17 protein-coding genes and 1 riboswitch are annotated in these 14,573 nt (G+C 70.1%); of the genes, 7 read left to right on the top strand and 10 right to left on the bottom strand.

Features of this window, described 5'->3' with window-relative positions; genetic code table 11:
* Positions 1 to 91: 91 nt before the first annotated feature.
* The gene (locus DNL40_RS12205; protein ID WP_111251537.1) at positions 92 to 988 is read right to left on the bottom strand and encodes a M15 family metallopeptidase; all 897 of its coding nucleotides are present in this window, start codon (positions 986 to 988) and stop codon (positions 92 to 94) included.
* A gap of 76 nt (positions 989 to 1,064) precedes the next feature.
* Positions 1,065 to 1,222, bottom strand: a riboswitch (cyclic di-AMP (ydaO/yuaA leader).
* 279 nt (positions 1,223 to 1,501) lie between these two features.
* Between DNL40_RS12205 and DNL40_RS12200 the strand changes: the two genes are divergently transcribed.
* From DNL40_RS12200 to DNL40_RS12190, 3 genes are all read left to right on the top strand, one after another.
* Positions 1,502 to 1,942: a DUF6153 family protein gene (locus DNL40_RS12200; RefSeq protein ID WP_111251536.1), complete on the top strand. Its 441-nt coding sequence runs from the start codon at positions 1,502 to 1,504 to the stop codon at positions 1,940 to 1,942.
* 69 nt (positions 1,943 to 2,011) lie between these two features.
* On the top strand, positions 2,012 to 2,659 hold the full coding sequence (locus tag DNL40_RS12195; RefSeq protein WP_245885886.1) for a DUF305 domain-containing protein: 648 nt from the start codon (positions 2,012 to 2,014) through the stop codon (positions 2,657 to 2,659).
* Between the two features lie 88 nt (positions 2,660 to 2,747).
* On the top strand, positions 2,748 to 3,704 hold the full coding sequence (locus DNL40_RS12190) for a F510_1955 family glycosylhydrolase (protein WP_111251535.1): 957 nt from the start codon (positions 2,748 to 2,750) through the stop codon (positions 3,702 to 3,704).
* A gap of 109 nt (positions 3,705 to 3,813) precedes the next feature.
* Here the strand turns inward: DNL40_RS12190 and DNL40_RS12185 are convergent, their stop codons facing one another.
* Positions 3,814 to 4,371, bottom strand: coding sequence for a DUF305 domain-containing protein (locus DNL40_RS12185; protein WP_111251534.1), 558 nt, complete (start codon positions 4,369 to 4,371; stop codon positions 3,814 to 3,816).
* Between the two features lie 165 nt (positions 4,372 to 4,536).
* Here DNL40_RS12185 and DNL40_RS12180 point away from each other — a divergent pair, with 165 nt between their 5' ends.
* Complete coding sequence (locus tag DNL40_RS12180) at positions 4,537 to 5,583, top strand: class I SAM-dependent methyltransferase (protein ID WP_146252093.1); 1,047 nt, start codon at positions 4,537 to 4,539, stop codon at positions 5,581 to 5,583.
* A 163-nt stretch (positions 5,584 to 5,746) separates the two neighbouring features.
* Here the strand turns inward: DNL40_RS12180 and DNL40_RS12175 are convergent, their stop codons facing one another.
* Positions 5,747 to 6,124 carry an ArsR/SmtB family transcription factor gene (locus tag DNL40_RS12175; RefSeq protein ID WP_111251532.1) on the bottom strand — a complete coding sequence of 126 codons (378 nt, stop codon included), beginning with the start codon at positions 6,122 to 6,124 and terminating at the stop codon, positions 5,747 to 5,749.
* Positions 6,125 to 6,207: 83 nt separating this feature from the next.
* On the opposite strand from DNL40_RS12175, the gene DNL40_RS12170 reads away from it, so the two are divergent.
* The 3 genes from DNL40_RS12170 to DNL40_RS12160 are packed head-to-tail and all read left to right on the top strand — an operon-like array spanning position 6,208 to position 8,681.
* Entirely contained in the window at positions 6,208 to 7,626 is a 1,419-nt protein-coding gene (locus tag DNL40_RS12170) for an FAD-dependent oxidoreductase (RefSeq protein WP_111251559.1), read from the top strand.
* Between the two features lie 45 nt (positions 7,627 to 7,671).
* Positions 7,672 to 8,028 carry a Cd(II)/Pb(II)-sensing metalloregulatory transcriptional regulator CmtR gene (cmtR, locus tag DNL40_RS12165; protein WP_111251531.1) on the top strand — a complete coding sequence of 119 codons (357 nt, stop codon included), beginning with the start codon at positions 7,672 to 7,674 and terminating at the stop codon, positions 8,026 to 8,028.
* Positions 8,025 to 8,681, top strand: a complete 657-nt coding sequence (locus DNL40_RS12160) for a cation efflux transmembrane domain-containing protein (RefSeq protein WP_111251530.1) — start codon at positions 8,025 to 8,027, stop codon at positions 8,679 to 8,681. Before cmtR ends, DNL40_RS12160 begins: the two co-directional genes overlap by 4 nt.
* Before the next feature lie 92 nt (positions 8,682 to 8,773).
* On the opposite strand, the gene DNL40_RS12155 is transcribed toward DNL40_RS12160, so the two are convergent.
* From DNL40_RS12155 to DNL40_RS12125, 7 genes are all read right to left on the bottom strand, one after another.
* Positions 8,774 to 9,214 carry an arsenate reductase ArsC gene (locus tag DNL40_RS12155; protein ID WP_111251558.1) on the bottom strand — a complete coding sequence of 147 codons (441 nt, stop codon included), beginning with the start codon at positions 9,212 to 9,214 and terminating at the stop codon, positions 8,774 to 8,776.
* A gap of 23 nt (positions 9,215 to 9,237) precedes the next feature.
* Positions 9,238 to 10,305, bottom strand: a complete 1,068-nt coding sequence (locus tag DNL40_RS12150; protein ID WP_111251529.1) for a metalloregulator ArsR/SmtB family transcription factor — start codon at positions 10,303 to 10,305, stop codon at positions 9,238 to 9,240.
* Complete coding sequence (arsB, locus tag DNL40_RS12145) at positions 10,302 to 11,420, bottom strand: ACR3 family arsenite efflux transporter (protein ID WP_111251528.1); 1,119 nt, start codon at positions 11,418 to 11,420, stop codon at positions 10,302 to 10,304. The genes DNL40_RS12150 and arsB overlap by 4 nt, the downstream gene beginning before the upstream one ends.
* On the bottom strand, positions 11,417 to 12,457 hold the full coding sequence (trxB, locus tag DNL40_RS12140; RefSeq protein ID WP_111251527.1) for a thioredoxin-disulfide reductase: 1,041 nt from the start codon (positions 12,455 to 12,457) through the stop codon (positions 11,417 to 11,419). Before trxB ends, arsB begins: the two co-directional genes overlap by 4 nt.
* 115 nt (positions 12,458 to 12,572) lie before the next feature.
* Complete coding sequence (locus tag DNL40_RS12135) at positions 12,573 to 13,115, bottom strand: GNAT family N-acetyltransferase (protein WP_111251526.1); 543 nt, start codon at positions 13,113 to 13,115, stop codon at positions 12,573 to 12,575.
* The gene (locus DNL40_RS12130) at positions 13,112 to 14,164 is read right to left on the bottom strand and encodes a cation diffusion facilitator family transporter (RefSeq protein ID WP_111251525.1); all 1,053 of its coding nucleotides are present in this window, start codon (positions 14,162 to 14,164) and stop codon (positions 13,112 to 13,114) included. Before DNL40_RS12130 ends, DNL40_RS12135 begins: the two co-directional genes overlap by 4 nt.
* A complete protein-coding gene (locus DNL40_RS12125; protein ID WP_111251524.1) occupies positions 14,161 to 14,535 on the bottom strand; it encodes an ArsR/SmtB family transcription factor in 375 nt (124 codons plus the stop codon). Before DNL40_RS12125 ends, DNL40_RS12130 begins: the two co-directional genes overlap by 4 nt.
* Positions 14,536 to 14,573 lie beyond the last annotated feature (38 nt).

The following is a 14,573-nucleotide window of genomic DNA, read 5'->3' as shown; positions in this document are numbered from 1 at the left end:
AGCAGGACGCCCTGGCACGGATCACGCTGGTCGCAGGGCCGGACGCATCGCGTGCAGCTCCCGCCTCGCGCGGTCACTGCGCGGGTGAAGCTCAAGATGACTGAGCGGCGACGGCGTCGACGTACTCCCAGTGCCACGGCTCGTACTTGGAGCCGCCGGGCCGTGCCCAGTCGGGGTTGTCCCAGCCGGAGGTCTGTGCCTGGTCAGCAAGCCAGTCCCATCGCTCCCCGGAGTAGGACTCCGCGCACAGGTCGACCGCGAGGCCCCAACCATGGTTCGACGTGCCTGGAGTGGCGGCGAGGTATCCCTTGGCTGCCTTTGTCGCGACCTGCTGGTCGTAGGAGCGGTAGCCGTCCGTGAGGCACATCGACTCACCGAACCGGACCGTGTAGGCCTCGTTCAGCTCCGCCAACGCCTGGGCGGCATCCGCACGGACCTGCTGTGCCCCGTCCCAGGGTGAGCACAGCTGGTCGTCCGGGACCTGGCCGTTCTCCCACCCCTGCTCGACCGCGACGGCGCAGCCGGGCAGTGAGCCTGCGGGTGCGCTGCCGGCCGCATCTTCCCGCGGTGCGTCCGCCCCCGCTTCCGACTCTGATTCCGGCCGTGTTTCCGGCGGCGGGGTCGGCTTCGGCTCGGGGGGTGCCGGCTCGATCTCGATCTTTAGCCGCTCCTCGGCCCTGGAAATCTTGGCGGACCGGTCGACCACGATGGGCGGGGCGGCAGTCACCGCCCGTGAGGCTTCGCTCGCCTCCTGTGCTCGGACATCCGCGGGTTGTCTGAGCGGCTCGGCGTGGGCGTCCTGGCTCTCGCTCGAGGTGATCGCGAAGGCCGCCGTCGTGGCGACCATGGCGGCAAGGCCGATGCTTCCGCCGAGAACACGGGCGCCCGACCGTGGGCCCGGCCGGCGGTCCTGGGCGTGGCGGCCGCCTGTGGCGCGGTTGCGGTTCGGGCGGGGCCGGCGGGCTGGATCGGTGGTGCCGTGCTTCATGCGAGGCCCCCGAAACGGAGGCGGCTCGCGGGTGCCGCAGTGTGGCACAGGCGGGTAGAGCGCAGGTGAACGAGCATCGGTATCTCCTGGCGCCTGCGAGGTTAGCTGTCGGATTCGGGTCGGAGACTGACCCGGCCAGCGAGCGTTGCTCGCATGGCTTCACCCCGAGGACGCCGAACAGCGGCGCCCGAAAGTGGTTCCCCCGTCCCTGCCGGGTGTTGACGTGCACGCGGCGGCGGCAGGGCTCGGCGCCCGCCCGTGCACCCCACGATGTGAGGTGGGCCGAATGTACCCGAGGCCTCGCCGAAAGTCACGAAAAGATAACGACGCCATGACACCCCTGCGCGTAGCCCCCACGCGAGCAAGGCCCCTCGGCCCCCGCCCGGTCGGCGCGCGCGATGGTCGTCGGCTGGCAATCAGGCCACGGGCATCGCCGCTGCAATGCCGAGTTCGGGGCGGGACCAACAGGGCGTCGCTCGCACGAGCGCGGGATTCGTTACGCTCGTGCGAGTCATGCTCGCGCTGCGCACCCTTCGCCTACTGTTGGCCGATCCTCGTCGGCGGCTCGGTGCTGCGCTCATGGTCGTCCTGCTGATCCTTGGCGTCGTGACGATGCACGCGATGAGTGGCTCCTCGAGCGCTCACGCAGCCCCATCCGTGATGGCTGAGGCGGCGCAGACTGCTGTGTCTCCTCACGCGGCGGGAACGGTCGTGGATGCCATCGACCACGAGGACGACGGCTCGCCATCCTGTGACCACAGTTGTGGCGGAAGCGAGCTGATGACCGCGATGTGTCTGATGGTGCTCGTCGTGCTGCTGACCCTTGCGGTGCCGGTGCGGCGCCTCTTCTTCATGGTCAGTGAGACGCGGGCAGGGCCACGGCCCGCGCAGCTCGCGCGGGCACTCGTCGCCCGCGCCCCATCACTGCATGCGTTGAGCATTTCTCGGACGTAGATCCCTGAGGCGACGCGTCGAGCCTTGACGCGTCGCCGGCTTCTAGTGCCAGGACGTTCCCGTCCGCCAGTGGATCTACCCAAGAAAGGCCCCATCCTGATGAAGCGCACCCTTGTGCCCGCTCTCCTGATCGTCGGCGTGGCGGTGCTTGGCGCCTGCTCGAACACGCAGGAGCCCGCCCACGACATGTCCACGATGTCGAGTCCGGCGGCCGAGCAATCGCCGGACGCATCGACCCAGTTCAACGACGCGGACGTCGAGTTCGCGCAGATGATGATCCCGCACCACCAGCAGGCGGTTGAGATGTCGGACCTGATCACCGACAAATCGGGGATCGACCCGCGGGTCTTGGACCTCGCTGCCCAGATCAAGGAGGCGCAGGCCCCGGAGATCGAGCAGCTCACCCAGTGGCTCGAGCAGTGGGGAGCACCCGTCCCTGAGTCCGGGTCGATGGACTCGATGGGATCGATGGACCACGGGTCCATGAACGGGATGATGAGTGCAGACGATATGGAGGCCCTCGAGGACGCTAGCGGAGCCGAGGCCGGACGCCTGTTCCTGTCGCAGATGATCTCCCACCACCAGGGCGCCATCGCGATGGCACAGACCGAGGTCGACGAAGGGCAGAACCCGGACGCGATCGCCATGGCGGAGAGCATCGTTGACACCCAGCAGGCAGAGATCTCGACGATGACAGACCTGCTCGCCCAGCAGTGACCCGACGGTGGTGCGCCGGCCATCCGAGCCCGGCGCACCACCGGCTCGCCCTGCCCGCCCGCCTCACCTTCCCGCCCTAGGACATTCCATGATCCCCCCTGCCCTCGCACGCCTCCGCATCCCCACGGCCGCCGCGCTGATGCTCATCCTGACCGCGTGCTCCGCATCCCCCGAGCCGCCCGGCGAGTCACCCAGCGAGGGATCCGCAAACCCGTCCGGCGCCACGCTGAACCGGGCCGAGTTCTCCCACCTGCACTCCCTCGTCTTCGACGAGCAAGACCGTGCCTTGTACGCAGCCACACACGCCGGGGTGTGGGCCCTACCAGATCCCACAGCACCCGCCGAGGCCGACCGGGCCACTGCGCAGCGCCTCGGCTCGGGCACTCAAGACACGATGGGCATGACCCTCGCCCCGGATGGCTCGCTGCTGGCCTCCGGGCACCCTGGGCCCGGCGAGGCCACCGACCTTGCCGCACCAAACCTCGGCCTGATCCGCTCCACCGACCGGGCACAGACGTGGGAACCCGTGTCCCTTGCGGGCGAAGTCGACTTCCATGCCCTCGCCGCGACGGACAACGCCGGCGCCGAACGAATCGTCGGCCTGGATTCGGCCAGCTCTACTCTCCTGACCAGCAACGACGCCGGCCGCACCTGGAAGCACGGCGCCACGGTCGCAGCCCACGACCTGGCGTTCCTTCCTGACGACCCCAACCAGATCATTGCCACGACGCCCGACGGCGTCCAGATCAGCCAGGACTTCGGGCAGAGCTTCTCGGTACTCGCGAACGCCCCGCTGCTGGTCTTCGTGGAAGCGACGACAACCGGAGATATCGTCGGGATCGACACCAGCGGCCTCGTGTGGACAGCCACAGCGTCCGCGACCAACTGGGAGGCCCACGGCACCGCCGACGGGGAACCCCTTGAGGCGATGACCGTGGCGGTCGGCCCCGATGCCACATCGCACCTCGTCGTCGCCACCGATCAGCGCCTCATGATCAGCACCGATCTCGGAATCACGTGGATCTCGATGGCGGAGATCTCATGAGGCAACCATGTGAGGTGTTCAAGCGCGGGGAGTTCGCAACGTGTGAGATCGGGTAGACGCCGGCGAGCAGGCGGTGTGACTCTCGGCCGTGCGCGGTGCGGGCCTCGCCTCAGTCGTCCGAAGGAGAGAAGCTCGGCACCGGCCTGGCGGCAGCCTCCTCAGCCGTGGACGCGGTGCCATTGCGTGCGATGTCCTCGATCAGCCACTCCATCTCCACGATCTCGCGATGCTGGGTGGCGCTGATCTCGTCAGCGAGCTGACGGACCCGGACGTCGTCGATGTCGGCACGTTCGCTCGTGAGGATCGCGATCGAGTGGTGCGGGATCATCCCCTTCATGTAGGCGCGGTCATCGACGAGTGCCTGCGACCGTGACAAGGCGAGCGCACCCGTGCCGACAACTACCGCGACCAGGACGACCGCGACGTTCGCGCGTACGTCGCGGTACATGTGTCCCCACATGAATCCGAGCATGATGAGCGCCATCGCCGAGCCCATCAGGACGGCCATGTAGACCCGTTCCTCACTGAACCGAACGTGGTCGAGCGCGAAGACGTTCGTGTAGGTGAGCCCGAACATCACGACGGTGGAAGTCGCGATCATGGCGGCGAACCGCGCGTACGTCCGCCCTCTTCCGCGGCCGCCCTCCTTGTGCTCCTGGGCAGACATCCGGCACCGTCCCTTCATCCATGGCTTCGGCTTCCCGACGGTAGACACCCCGCGGTTTGCTCGCCGCCGGGCTCCGGCGCCGAGTAGTAAGGATCGCGCGCCGGCTCGGCAGGCAGCCGCGGATCGTGCTCGCCGCCCCCCTTCCCGCTCGTGATCCTCGGCGCCGTGATCCTCGGCTGGCTCGTGCACCCGGTACGCACCCCACCTCATCGCCGTGCGCCGAGCTCCCACCACCGACGACGGCCCACGCCCCTCATCCGTGGCGCCTGCGCCGTCCTGGCCCACGTGGCCCAGCGCGCCGTGGAGACCTATGCCTGGGTCGCCCCCACGGAGATGACCAAGGGCCTCGCCCTGGCCGAGACCTTCGGCGATCCGGCCGGAGAGATCACGTGGGGGCGCATCGCTGGGCTCAGGCTCAGGTTCACCCGTGACTGCATTGGGCCCGGCCTGGGATGCTCAAGCATGGTGCAGACATCAGAGTCGCGCGAAGCCGCCTACTGGGACCAGTGGAACGCGGAGAACCGGGAGCGCGGCCAGTCGGAGGTCTCTCACCGGCAGGCCTACTTCGTCAGGAAGTGGCTCGACCAGAGCAGCCGCCGCGACCTGCGAATCCTCGAGGTCGGGTGCGGCGCAGGTTGGTTCGTCGACCAACTCGTCGAGTACGGAACCGTTACCGGAGTCGACCTCAGTCCGACCGTCCTCGAACGTGCGCGTGAGCGCGTCCCGCAGGCGACGTTCTTCACCGGCGACGTCCTCGACGTCGACCTTCCCCTCGGATCCTTCGACGTCATCGTGGGACTCGAAGTCCTGTCCCATGTCGAGGACCACCAGGCATTCATCGCCCGCGTGCACGACCTCCTGGCTGATGGCGGTCACCTGATGCTCGCTACCCAGAACCGGCCCGTGCTGCAGAACCACTGCATCATCGCCCCGCCGCACCCGGACCAGCGTCGCCGCTGGTTCTCCCGCGACGAACTGACCGATCTCACCGGCGAGTACTTCTCCACCGTCCGCCTGCACTCCGCGACCCCGCTCGCCCACAAGGGCTACCGCCACATCCCCACCGCTTGGTGGATCCGGCGGGGCCTGGAGAAGTATCTCGGGCCGGCGTGGGCCCGCGCCTGGGCCTGGCCCATGGAGTGGGCCGGTTGGGGCTTCACGCTCATGTACCACGGGAAGAAGAAGCCGAACGGCAGCCGAACTACCCGATAGCTGCGCTGGTCGTCCTCGGCGAAGGTGCGCCGCGCAATTGCGTAGCCGCGAACACGAGGTTCTGTCGGTTCTCGACAAACCACCGGGATGCTTTCAAAACTGACCGATTCTGAGGCGCGCCAGAAACGGGTTCTGGAGGTTTCAAAACCTCAAGGTTCGGGGACTACGCGCTGACCTGCGTTGCGGCCGACAGTGATGCCACGAGTCCGGCGAGGGCTCCGGGTGCGAGGGAGAAGTAGGCCCAGCGGCCGCGCTGTTCGCGCTCGAGCAGGCCTGCCTCGACGAGGATCTTGAGGTGGTGGCTGACGGTGGGCTGTGAGAGGCCGACAGGCTCGGTGAGGTCGCAGACGCACGCCTCGGCGCCGGGCTGGGTGGCCACGATCGCGAGCAGCTGGACGCGGGCGGGGTCGGCGAGTGCCTTGAACGACCGGGCAAGCCCCTGGGCGACCTCAGGCTCGACAGCCTGGGTCAGCGCGGGCGCGCAGCAGCCGCCGTCCGCGGGCGCGGCGAGAGGCAGGGGTGCTGGCGCGGTCGTGGTCATGGCCCCATCCTCCCATAGATTGACATCCATCGATAGGTGGTCCAGGATCGCCGTATCGATGATTCTCGATGTGAGGAGTGGTGATGAGCGAGGTTGCTCGAAACGAGCTGCCGGTGGTCGTGATCGGCGGCGGCCCGGTGGGGCTGGCGGCCGCGGCGCACCTGCTTGAGCGTGGCCTGGAGCCGCTGGTGCTGGAGGCCGGCGAGCAGGCCGGTGCGGCGATCGCGTCGTGGGGCCACGTCCGGCTGTTCTCGCCCTGGCGGTACGACATCGACGCCGCGGCTCGCCGTCTGCTGGAGCCCACGGGCTGGACCGAACCGGACCTGGATACGTTGCCGACGGGCCACGAGCTCGTGGACGGGTACCTCGCCCCGCTGGCGGCCACGCCGGAGATCTCCTCTCGGCTGCGCACGGGCACCCGGGTGCTCGCGGTGGCGCGCGACGGTGCGGATAAGACGCGTTCGCTCGGTCGTGAGCGTCGGGGGTACCGGGTCCGCACGGTCGACGCCTACGGTCGTGTCGCCGACGTCCTCGCCCGCGCGGTGATCGACGCCTCCGGGACGTACGACACCTCGAACCCGCTCGGCGTCTCCGGCCTTCCCGCCGCGGGCGAGGTCGAGGCAGCCGGGTTCGTGACCGGTCCACTACCCGACGTCCTCGGTGCGGCGCGCGACCGGTTCGCGGGGAAGCACACGCTCGTGGTCGGCATGGGACACTCGGCCGCGAACACGCTGCTGAGCCTCGTGGAGCTGTCCGAGACGGCGCCGGGCACGACGATCACGTGGGCGATCCGCGGCGGCTCGGCCCGGCGCTTGTTCGGCGGCGGCACCGACGACGAGCTGCCCGCGCGCGGCCTGCTCGGCACTCGGCTGCGCGAGGCCGTGGACGCCGGCCGCCTTCGCCTGCTGACGCGCGTCTCGATCGAGCAGCTCGTCCCGAGGGCCGGGTCGGTCCAGGTGCTCGGTACGGCCAAGGACGAGCCGCTGACCCTGGACGTGCACGCGATCGTGAACGCGACTGGTTTCCGCCCCGACCTCGACATGCTGCGCGAGGTGCGCCTCGACCTCGACCCGGTCGTCGAGGCCCCGAGCGCGCTCGCGCCGCTCATCGACCCCAACCAGCACTCCTGCGGCACCGTGCCGCCGCACGGCGAGCAGGTGCTGTCCCACCCGGACGACGGCTTCTACCTCGTGGGCATGAAGTCCTACGGCCGTGCGCCGACGTTCCTGCTGGCCACCGGGTACGAGCAGGTGCGCTCCGTCGCGGCCGCGCTGGCCGGCGACCGCGCGGCCGCGGACGCCGTCGAGCTGAACCTGCCGGCCACGGGGGTGTGCTCCACGGACCTGGCGCTGGATGCGGACGGAGAGTCCGCGGCCGGGTCGTGCTGCGGGAGTGCACCGGCCGAGCCGCAACTCGTCACGCTCGGCGCCGGCGCCCCGGCGGGCGTCGGTTTCGCGTCAGGCATCGTGCACGGCCGCTCGGGCGACCGCGAGGACGCCTGACTCACAGCCGTGACAATAGGTCAGCATGCGCTGTATGGTCAGCGCATGCTGACCATAGCCTCACGGCTCGACGTGATGAACCGCCTCGGGCGCGCCATGGCCGACCCGACACGCTCACGCATCCTGATGTCCCTGCTGCACGGGCCGAGCTACCCGGCTGTGCTCGCGCGTGAGCTGGAGCTCACGCGCTCCAACGTCTCGAACCACCTGACGTGCCTGCGGGACTGCGGCATCGTCGTCGCCGAGCCCGAGGGCCGTCAGACGCGGTATGAGATCGCCGAGCCGCGCCTGGCGCGGGCGCTGGTGATGCTGATCGACGTGACCCTCGCTGTGGACGAGGACGCGCCATGCATCGACGGCGGCTGCCCGACACCCGAGTGCGCAGGAGCGTGCGTGCGATGAACTCGACCCTCACCGAAGAGCGGCGCGTCCGCCTGCATCGGCGGGTGCGGTTCATCGTCGGGTTCACGATCACCTACAACGTGATCGAGGCCGTCGTCGCGATCACCGCCGGCGCGCAGGCGTCCTCGGCGGCGCTGATCGGGTTCGGCCTGGACTCGGTCATCGAGGTCGCCTCGGCCGCAGCGGTCGCCTGGCAGTTCACCCGCAAGGACCCCGAGCGGTGGGAGAAGGCGACCGTCCGCGCCATCGCGATCGCGTTCTTCGCCCTGGCCGCCTACGTCACCATCGACGCCGTGCTGAGCCTCACCGGCCAGGCCGACGTCGACCACAGCCCGCTCGGCATCGGTATCGCCGTGGCGAGCCTGATCATCATGCCGGTCCTGGCCTGGTTCGAGTTCCGCACCGGCCGCGAGCTCGGATCGCGCAGCGTCCAGGCCGACGCCAAGCAGCTCCTGCTGTGCATCTACCTGTCCGGCACCGTCCTGATCGGACTGCTCGCGAACTCGCTGTTCGGCTGGATGTGGGCCGACTCGGTCGCTGCGTTGGTCGTTGCGGTTCTGGCGATCCGTGAGGGAGTCGAAGCCTGGCGGGGCGACGTCGAGTCGCCGTTCGAAGTTCTCGAGGAACTGGCCGAAGAGGACGACACTCACTGAACGGATCCGCGCGGCACTACCCGGGGCATGTGCACTGATGCCGGCCACACCATCGCGGTGTGGCCGGCATCCTCGCCCGACGAGCTAGCGGCTCACGCGGTGGGCATGGCGACGGGCTCGACGTTGAGCGAGGTGAGCAGGTCGCGCACGCGGCGCTCGATCTCGTCGCGGATGGGCCGCACGGCCCCGAGGCCCTGGCCGGCGGGGTCGTCGAGCTGCCAGTCCTCGTAGCGCTTGCCGGGGAAGATCGGGCAGGCGTCGCCGCAGCCCATGGTGATCACGACGTCGGACGCCTGCACGGCGTCGGTGGTGAGCACCTTGGGCTGCTCGGCGGTGATGTCGACACCCACCTCGGCCATGGCCTCGACGGCGACGGGGTTGATCCGCTCGGCGGGCATCGACCCGGCCGAGCGGACCTCGACGGCGCCGCCCGACAGGGCGCGCAGGAAGCCCGCCGCCATCTGGGAGCGGCCGGCGTTGTGCACGCAGACGAACAGGGCGGACGGCTTCGTGGTGGCGGGGGTGTCGGTCACGGTGGTCTCCGGGGTTCGGTCGTTCACGGGGTGGGCAAGTCGAGGTCGGGCAGCAGGTCGGCCAGGAGGGCGCGCACGCGGGTGTCGAGCTCGTCGCGGATGGCCGCGACTCCGGCCGGGGAGGCCAGTGCGGGGTCGCCGACGAGCCAGTCCTCGTACCGCTTGCCGGGCAGGACGGGGCACACGTCGCCGCAGCCCATGGTGATCACGACGTCGGCGGCGCGGACGGCGTCGTCGGTCAGCGGCTTCGGGAATGGCTCGTCGGTGCCCAGGGCGGCGAGCTCGGGACGCACGGCAGGGTGCACGTCCGCGGCCGGGGTGGACCCTGCGGACCGGACCACGACCCGGTCGCCCGCGTAGTGGCGCACGAGCGCGGCGGCGAGCTGGGAGCGGCCGGCGTTCGCGACGCACACGAACAGCACCCGGGGCGCCGTCGGCGCGCCGGCGTCGGCGGCGTCCGCGGCGTCGGCGCTCCTGGACGCGTCGTGCGACAGGTCCGCCAGGCGCTGGCGGGCGAACCGGTCGGTGAGGGTGAGCAGGTGCGCCGAGACCTTCGCCGAGCGGGCCAGTGCCGTGTACGACTCGCGCACGGTGCGCAGCACGACCTCGCGGGCCAGGTCGGGATGCGTGGCCGCGAGGTCAGCGGCGAGCCGGTCGAGCGCGGCGTCGGCGTCCTCGAGCCCCGTCAGGTGCGGGTGGGGGCCCAAGGCGTCCAGGGCCGCCGGCGCGAACGACTCGAGCAGGGTGCTGATCGCGGACTTGTAGCCGGGGGTGATGCGGTACCAGACCCAGGTGCCGCGCCGTTCGGACGCGAGGACGCCGACGTCGCGCAGCACCTTGAGGTGGTGGCTCACCGTGGGCTGGGAGACATCGGTCAGCTCGGCCAGGTCGCACACGCACGCCTCCCCGGCGGGCGCGGTGGCGATGAAGGACAGCATCCGCAGCCGCAGCGGCTCGGCCAGCGCCTTGAGCGTGGCCGCGACCACGCCGGCAGCCTCGGTGCCGATCGCGTGCGCCTCGATGCGGGGCCCGCAGTCCGGGTCACGCACCGTCAGCGGCAGGCTCGCCTCGGTCGTGTCGGTGGTGGTCATGACCTCACCTCGTCCAGCTCTCGTGCGGGCGGCTCGATGGAGTAGGGGTCGACGGCGAACCAGCGCCGGGCGGCCCACAGGGACACGTAGACGAGGCCCACCAGGACGGGGACCTCGATGAGCGGCCCGACGACCCCGGCCAGCGCCTCGCCGGAGGTGGCGCCGAAGGTGCCGATGGCCACGGCGATGGCGAGCTCGAAGTTGTTGCCCGCCGCGGTGAACGCCAGCGTGGTGGTGCGGGCGTAGCCGAGACCCAGCAGCTTGCCGAGCACCATGCCCAGGCCCCACATGACGGCGAAGTACACCAGCAGCGGCAGCGCGATGCGCACGACGTCGAGCGGGTTCGAGGTCACGGCGTCGCCCTGGAGGGCGAACAGCAGCACGATCGTGAACAGCAACCCGTACAGCGCCCACGGACCGATGCGAGGGACGAACCGCTCCTCGTACCAGTCGCGACCCTTGGTCCGCTCGCCGATCCAGCGGGACGCGAACCCGGCCACCAGCGGGATGCCGAGGAAGACCAGCACGTTGAGCGCGATCTGCCCGATCGAGACGTCCAGGCCCTGGGTGTCCAGGCCGAGCCAGCCGGGCAGCACGGTCAGGTAGAAGTAGCCGAGCAGCGAGAACGCGACCACCTGGAACACGGAGTTGATCGCCACCAGGACGGCGGCGGCCTCCCGGTCCCCGCAGGCGAGATCGTTCCAGATCACGACCATGGCGATGCAGCGGGCCAGGCCCACGATGATCAGCCCGGTGCGGTACTCGGGCAGGTCGGGCAGGAACGTCCAGGCCAGGGCGAACATCAGCGCCGGGCCGACGATCCAGTTCAGCAGCAACGAGCTGACCAGCAGCTTCTTGTCACCGGTGACGGCGGCGACCTTGTCGTAGCGCACCTTGGCCAGCACCGGGTACATCATCACCAGCAGCCCGAGGGCGATCGGGACCGAGATGCCGCCGACCTCCATCGAGGCCAGCACGTCCGACAGGCCCGGGACGAACCGGCCCACCAGCAGGCCACCGATCATGGCCAGGCCGATCCACGCCGGGAGCCAGCGGTCCAGAGTGGACAGGCGGCGGGTCGCGTCCGCGCGGGCGGTCGTCGTGGCGTCGCTCACCGAGCCACCTCCCGCGCGTCGGCGTCAGCGAGGGCGGCGGGGAGCCCGTCAGGGTTGGGCGCCGCCGGGGTGCCGGCCAGGGCCTTCTCGCCCTCCGCGTCGGCGACCTCGGTGAGGTACGACTGGGCGTCGAGCGCGGCGGAGCACCCCGAGCCGGCGGCGGTGATCGCCTGGCGGTAGGTGTGGTCGACGGCGTCGCCGCAGGCGAAGACGCCGGGGAGGTTGGTGCGGGTGGTCCGCCCCTGGACGAGGATGTAGCCCTCGTCGTCCAGGTCGACCTGGCCCTTGATCAGGTCGGTGCGCGGGTCGTGCCCGATGGCGACGAACAGCCCGGTGGTGTCGAGCTCGCGCTCCTCACCGGTGACGGTGTCGCGCAGCGTGACGCCGGCGACCTTGTCGTCGCCGGAGATGCCGGCGACCTCGCTGTTCCAGGCGAACTCGATCTTCGGGTCAGCCTGGGCGCGGTCGGCCATGATCTTCGAGGCACGCAGGGAGTCGCGACGGTGCACGATCGTCACCTTGGAGGCGAAGCGCGTGAGGAAGGTGGCCTCCTCCATCGCCGAGTCGCCGCCGCCGACGACCGCGATGTGCTGGTCGCGGAAGAAGAACCCGTCGCAGGTGGCGCACCACGAGACCCCGCGCCCCGACAGCTGCTTCTCCTCAGGCAGGCCCAGCTCGCGGTACGCGGAGCCGGTCGCGAGGATCACGGCACGGGCCTTGAACGTCTCGCCGCCGCCGGTGACGACGGTCTTGACGTCGTCGGTGAGCTCGACCTGCTCGGCGTCGTCCCACAGCACGCGGGCGCCGAACTTCTCGGCCTGCTCGCGCATGGCCTCCATGAGGTCCGGGCCCTGGATGCCGGTGGGGAAGCCAGGGAAGTTCTCGACCTCCGTGGTGTTCATGAGCGCGCCGCCCGCGGTGACGGAGCCCGCGATCACGACGGGCGCCAGACCAGCCCGCGCGGCGTAGACGGCCGCGGTGTAGCCGGCCGGGCCGGACCCGACGATGACAACCTCGTGGACCTGCTGTATCGACATGCCTCTATATTGACATAGACCGATGCAGCCTGTCGCACCCGCGTCAGGACCAACCGATTCTGAAGGGCATCAGACGCTTCGAAACCTGGTTCGTCTGGCTTGCGTAGCGCTCTGCTCAGAGCGGCATGAGGAGCATGAGTACCTCGTCCCGGTCCTGCCCGCCGGCAAGACGGAGGGCGTTGGGCCAACGCCCGACTTCTTTCCAGCCAAGGCCGGTGTAGAAGGCTTCCAGCCCGGTACCACCACGGGCGGCGAGGTGGAGCTGTTCGAGGTCCATCTCGTCTCGGGCGACCCGGCGGGCCTCGTTCATCAGTGCGGTGCCGAGGCCTCGTCCTTGCAAGGTTGTCCGGGCCTGGAGGTGGTGGATCGTGCCCCAGTGGGAGGTGAGAGGTCCGGGGTCACGCCGCAGGTTGAGCCAGCCGGCGAGCTGCCCGTCGTACTCGGCGACCAGCAGGCGACTGGTCGCCGGGTTCAGGGTCTTGATGATGGCGTCGAGGAACGGCATCACGTCGGCGATCTCCACCGGTGGGAAGGGGAACCCTGCCGCGCCGCCGGCGTTGGTCACTTCGACCCAGCATGCGGTGAGCGCTTGGCGTACGTCAGTGGTGACGTCGCTGGGATCGGCGAGCTGGGTGAGGGTGGGCCCGGCGCTCGTCACGTGCGCTCCTGGCCGGCGGTGGCGGGTGCGTCCGCTGTCATGGTGAGGTCGACGGTCCCGACCGCAGGCAGTGCGTGGCGGATGGCATGCTCCGCGGCCGCGGCCTCCTGGTCCGCGGCCGCGACCGTGGTACCAGGTGCCAGGTGCAGCCGGGCCTGGACGGCGAGCCGATGCCCGGACCAGCGCAGGCGGACGTCGGAGGCTTGGCTGGTCCCGTCGAGGTGCTCGAGCGCGTGGCGGGCCTGCCGTGTCAGGTCGGGGTCGACGCCGTCGAGGAGCCTGCGGCCGACGTCGCGGGCGGTGCCCCACAGCAGGACGAGGATCGCGGCGGTGATGAGCAGGCCGACGATCGGGTCGGCCAGCGGGAAGCCGGCCCAGACTCCGATGACGCCGAGGACGACGGCGAGGGAGGTGAAGCCGTCGGTGCGGGCATGCACGCCGTCGGCGACGAGGGCGGCCGAGCCGATGCGCCGTCCGACCCGGATGCGGTAGATCGCGACGGCCTCGTTGCCGGCGAACCCGATGATGCCGGCGGCCAGGACCCAGCCGAGGTTGTCCAGCGGCTGGGGTTCGGCCAGGCGGCGGACGGACTCGACGCCGGCGACAACGGCGGACAGGGCGATCATCGCGACGATGAACAGGCCGGCGAGGTCCTCGGCGCGTCCGTACCCGTGGGTGTAGCGGTCGTTCGCGACACGGCGCCCGAGCAGAAAAGCGATCCATAGCGGGACGGCGGTCAGCGCGTCGGAGAAGTTGTGGATCGTGTCGGCGAGCAGGGCGACCGAGCCGCTGATGGCGACGATCGCGAGTTGCGCGACCGCGGTGAGGCCGAGGACGACGAGGCTGATCTTGACCGCGCGGATGCCCTGCCCACTGGCCTCGAGCGCGTCGTCGATGGAGTCGGCCGCGTCGTGCGAGTGCGGCACGAACACCTCGTGCAGCCAGCCCTTGAAGCCGGTCGGGTGCTCGTGGCCGTGCTCGTGCTCATGACCGTGATCGTGGTCGTGCGGGTGGTCGTGGAGCTCGGCGGGCGGTCTGTGGGTGGTCACGACAGGGTTCCGTGCTCGTCGGGGTGGCCGCCGTGATGGGCGGGCTGTTCGTCGACGGCGTGCTGGGCCTGGAACACCGCTTGCGTGACGAGCTTGCGCGCGTGCTCGTCCATGAGCGAGTAGAAGACGCGGTTGCCGTCCTGGCGTGCTCGCACGATGCGGCCCCAGCGCAGCTTGGCCAGGTGCTGAGACACGGCGGTCGGAGACTTGTCGACGACGTCGGCCAGGTGGTTGACCGACATCTCCTCGTCGCGCAGCGCCAAGATGATCCGCACCCGGGTGGGGTCGGCAAGCAGGGAGAACACCTCGACAGCCAGGTCGACGTACTGCGACTCGACACCGAAGGAACACGCCTTCGCATCTTCACTCATGCGCAGATAGTAACCATGCCGCTCAGCGGGCAGCAATC

It is taken from the genome of Xylanimonas oleitrophica, assembly GCF_003244315.1.
Classification (GTDB): domain Bacteria; phylum Actinomycetota; class Actinomycetes; order Actinomycetales; family Cellulomonadaceae; genus Xylanimonas_A; species Xylanimonas_A oleitrophica.
This window is presented reverse-complemented; position numbering and strand designations above follow the sequence as displayed.

What these genes read in the sequence shown, in the direction of transcription:
- DNL40_RS12205 (WP_111251537.1), bottom strand. Translation starts at nt 988, where the DNA reads ATGAAGCACGGCACCACCGATCCAGCCCGCCGGCCCCGCCCGAACCGC.
- DNL40_RS12200 (WP_111251536.1), top strand. Translation starts at nt 1,502, where the DNA reads ATGCTCGCGCTGCGCACCCTTCGCCTACTGTTGGCCGATCCTCGTCGG.
- DNL40_RS12190 (WP_111251535.1), top strand. Translation starts at nt 2,748, where the DNA reads ATGATCCCCCCTGCCCTCGCACGCCTCCGCATCCCCACGGCCGCCGCG.
- DNL40_RS12185 (WP_111251534.1), bottom strand. Translation starts at nt 4,371, where the DNA reads ATGTCTGCCCAGGAGCACAAGGAGGGCGGCCGCGGAAGAGGGCGGACG.
- DNL40_RS12175 (WP_111251532.1), bottom strand. Translation starts at nt 6,124, where the DNA reads ATGACCACGACCGCGCCAGCACCCCTGCCTCTCGCCGCGCCCGCGGAC.
- DNL40_RS12170 (WP_111251559.1), top strand. Translation starts at nt 6,208, where the DNA reads ATGAGCGAGGTTGCTCGAAACGAGCTGCCGGTGGTCGTGATCGGCGGC.
- cmtR (WP_111251531.1), top strand. Translation starts at nt 7,672, where the DNA reads ATGCTGACCATAGCCTCACGGCTCGACGTGATGAACCGCCTCGGGCGC.
- DNL40_RS12160 (WP_111251530.1), top strand. Translation starts at nt 8,025, where the DNA reads ATGAACTCGACCCTCACCGAAGAGCGGCGCGTCCGCCTGCATCGGCGG.
- DNL40_RS12150 (WP_111251529.1), bottom strand. Translation starts at nt 10,305, where the DNA reads ATGACCACCACCGACACGACCGAGGCGAGCCTGCCGCTGACGGTGCGT.
- trxB (WP_111251527.1), bottom strand. Translation starts at nt 12,457, where the DNA reads ATGTCGATACAGCAGGTCCACGAGGTTGTCATCGTCGGGTCCGGCCCG.
- DNL40_RS12125 (WP_111251524.1), bottom strand. Translation starts at nt 14,535, where the DNA reads ATGAGTGAAGATGCGAAGGCGTGTTCCTTCGGTGTCGAGTCGCAGTAC.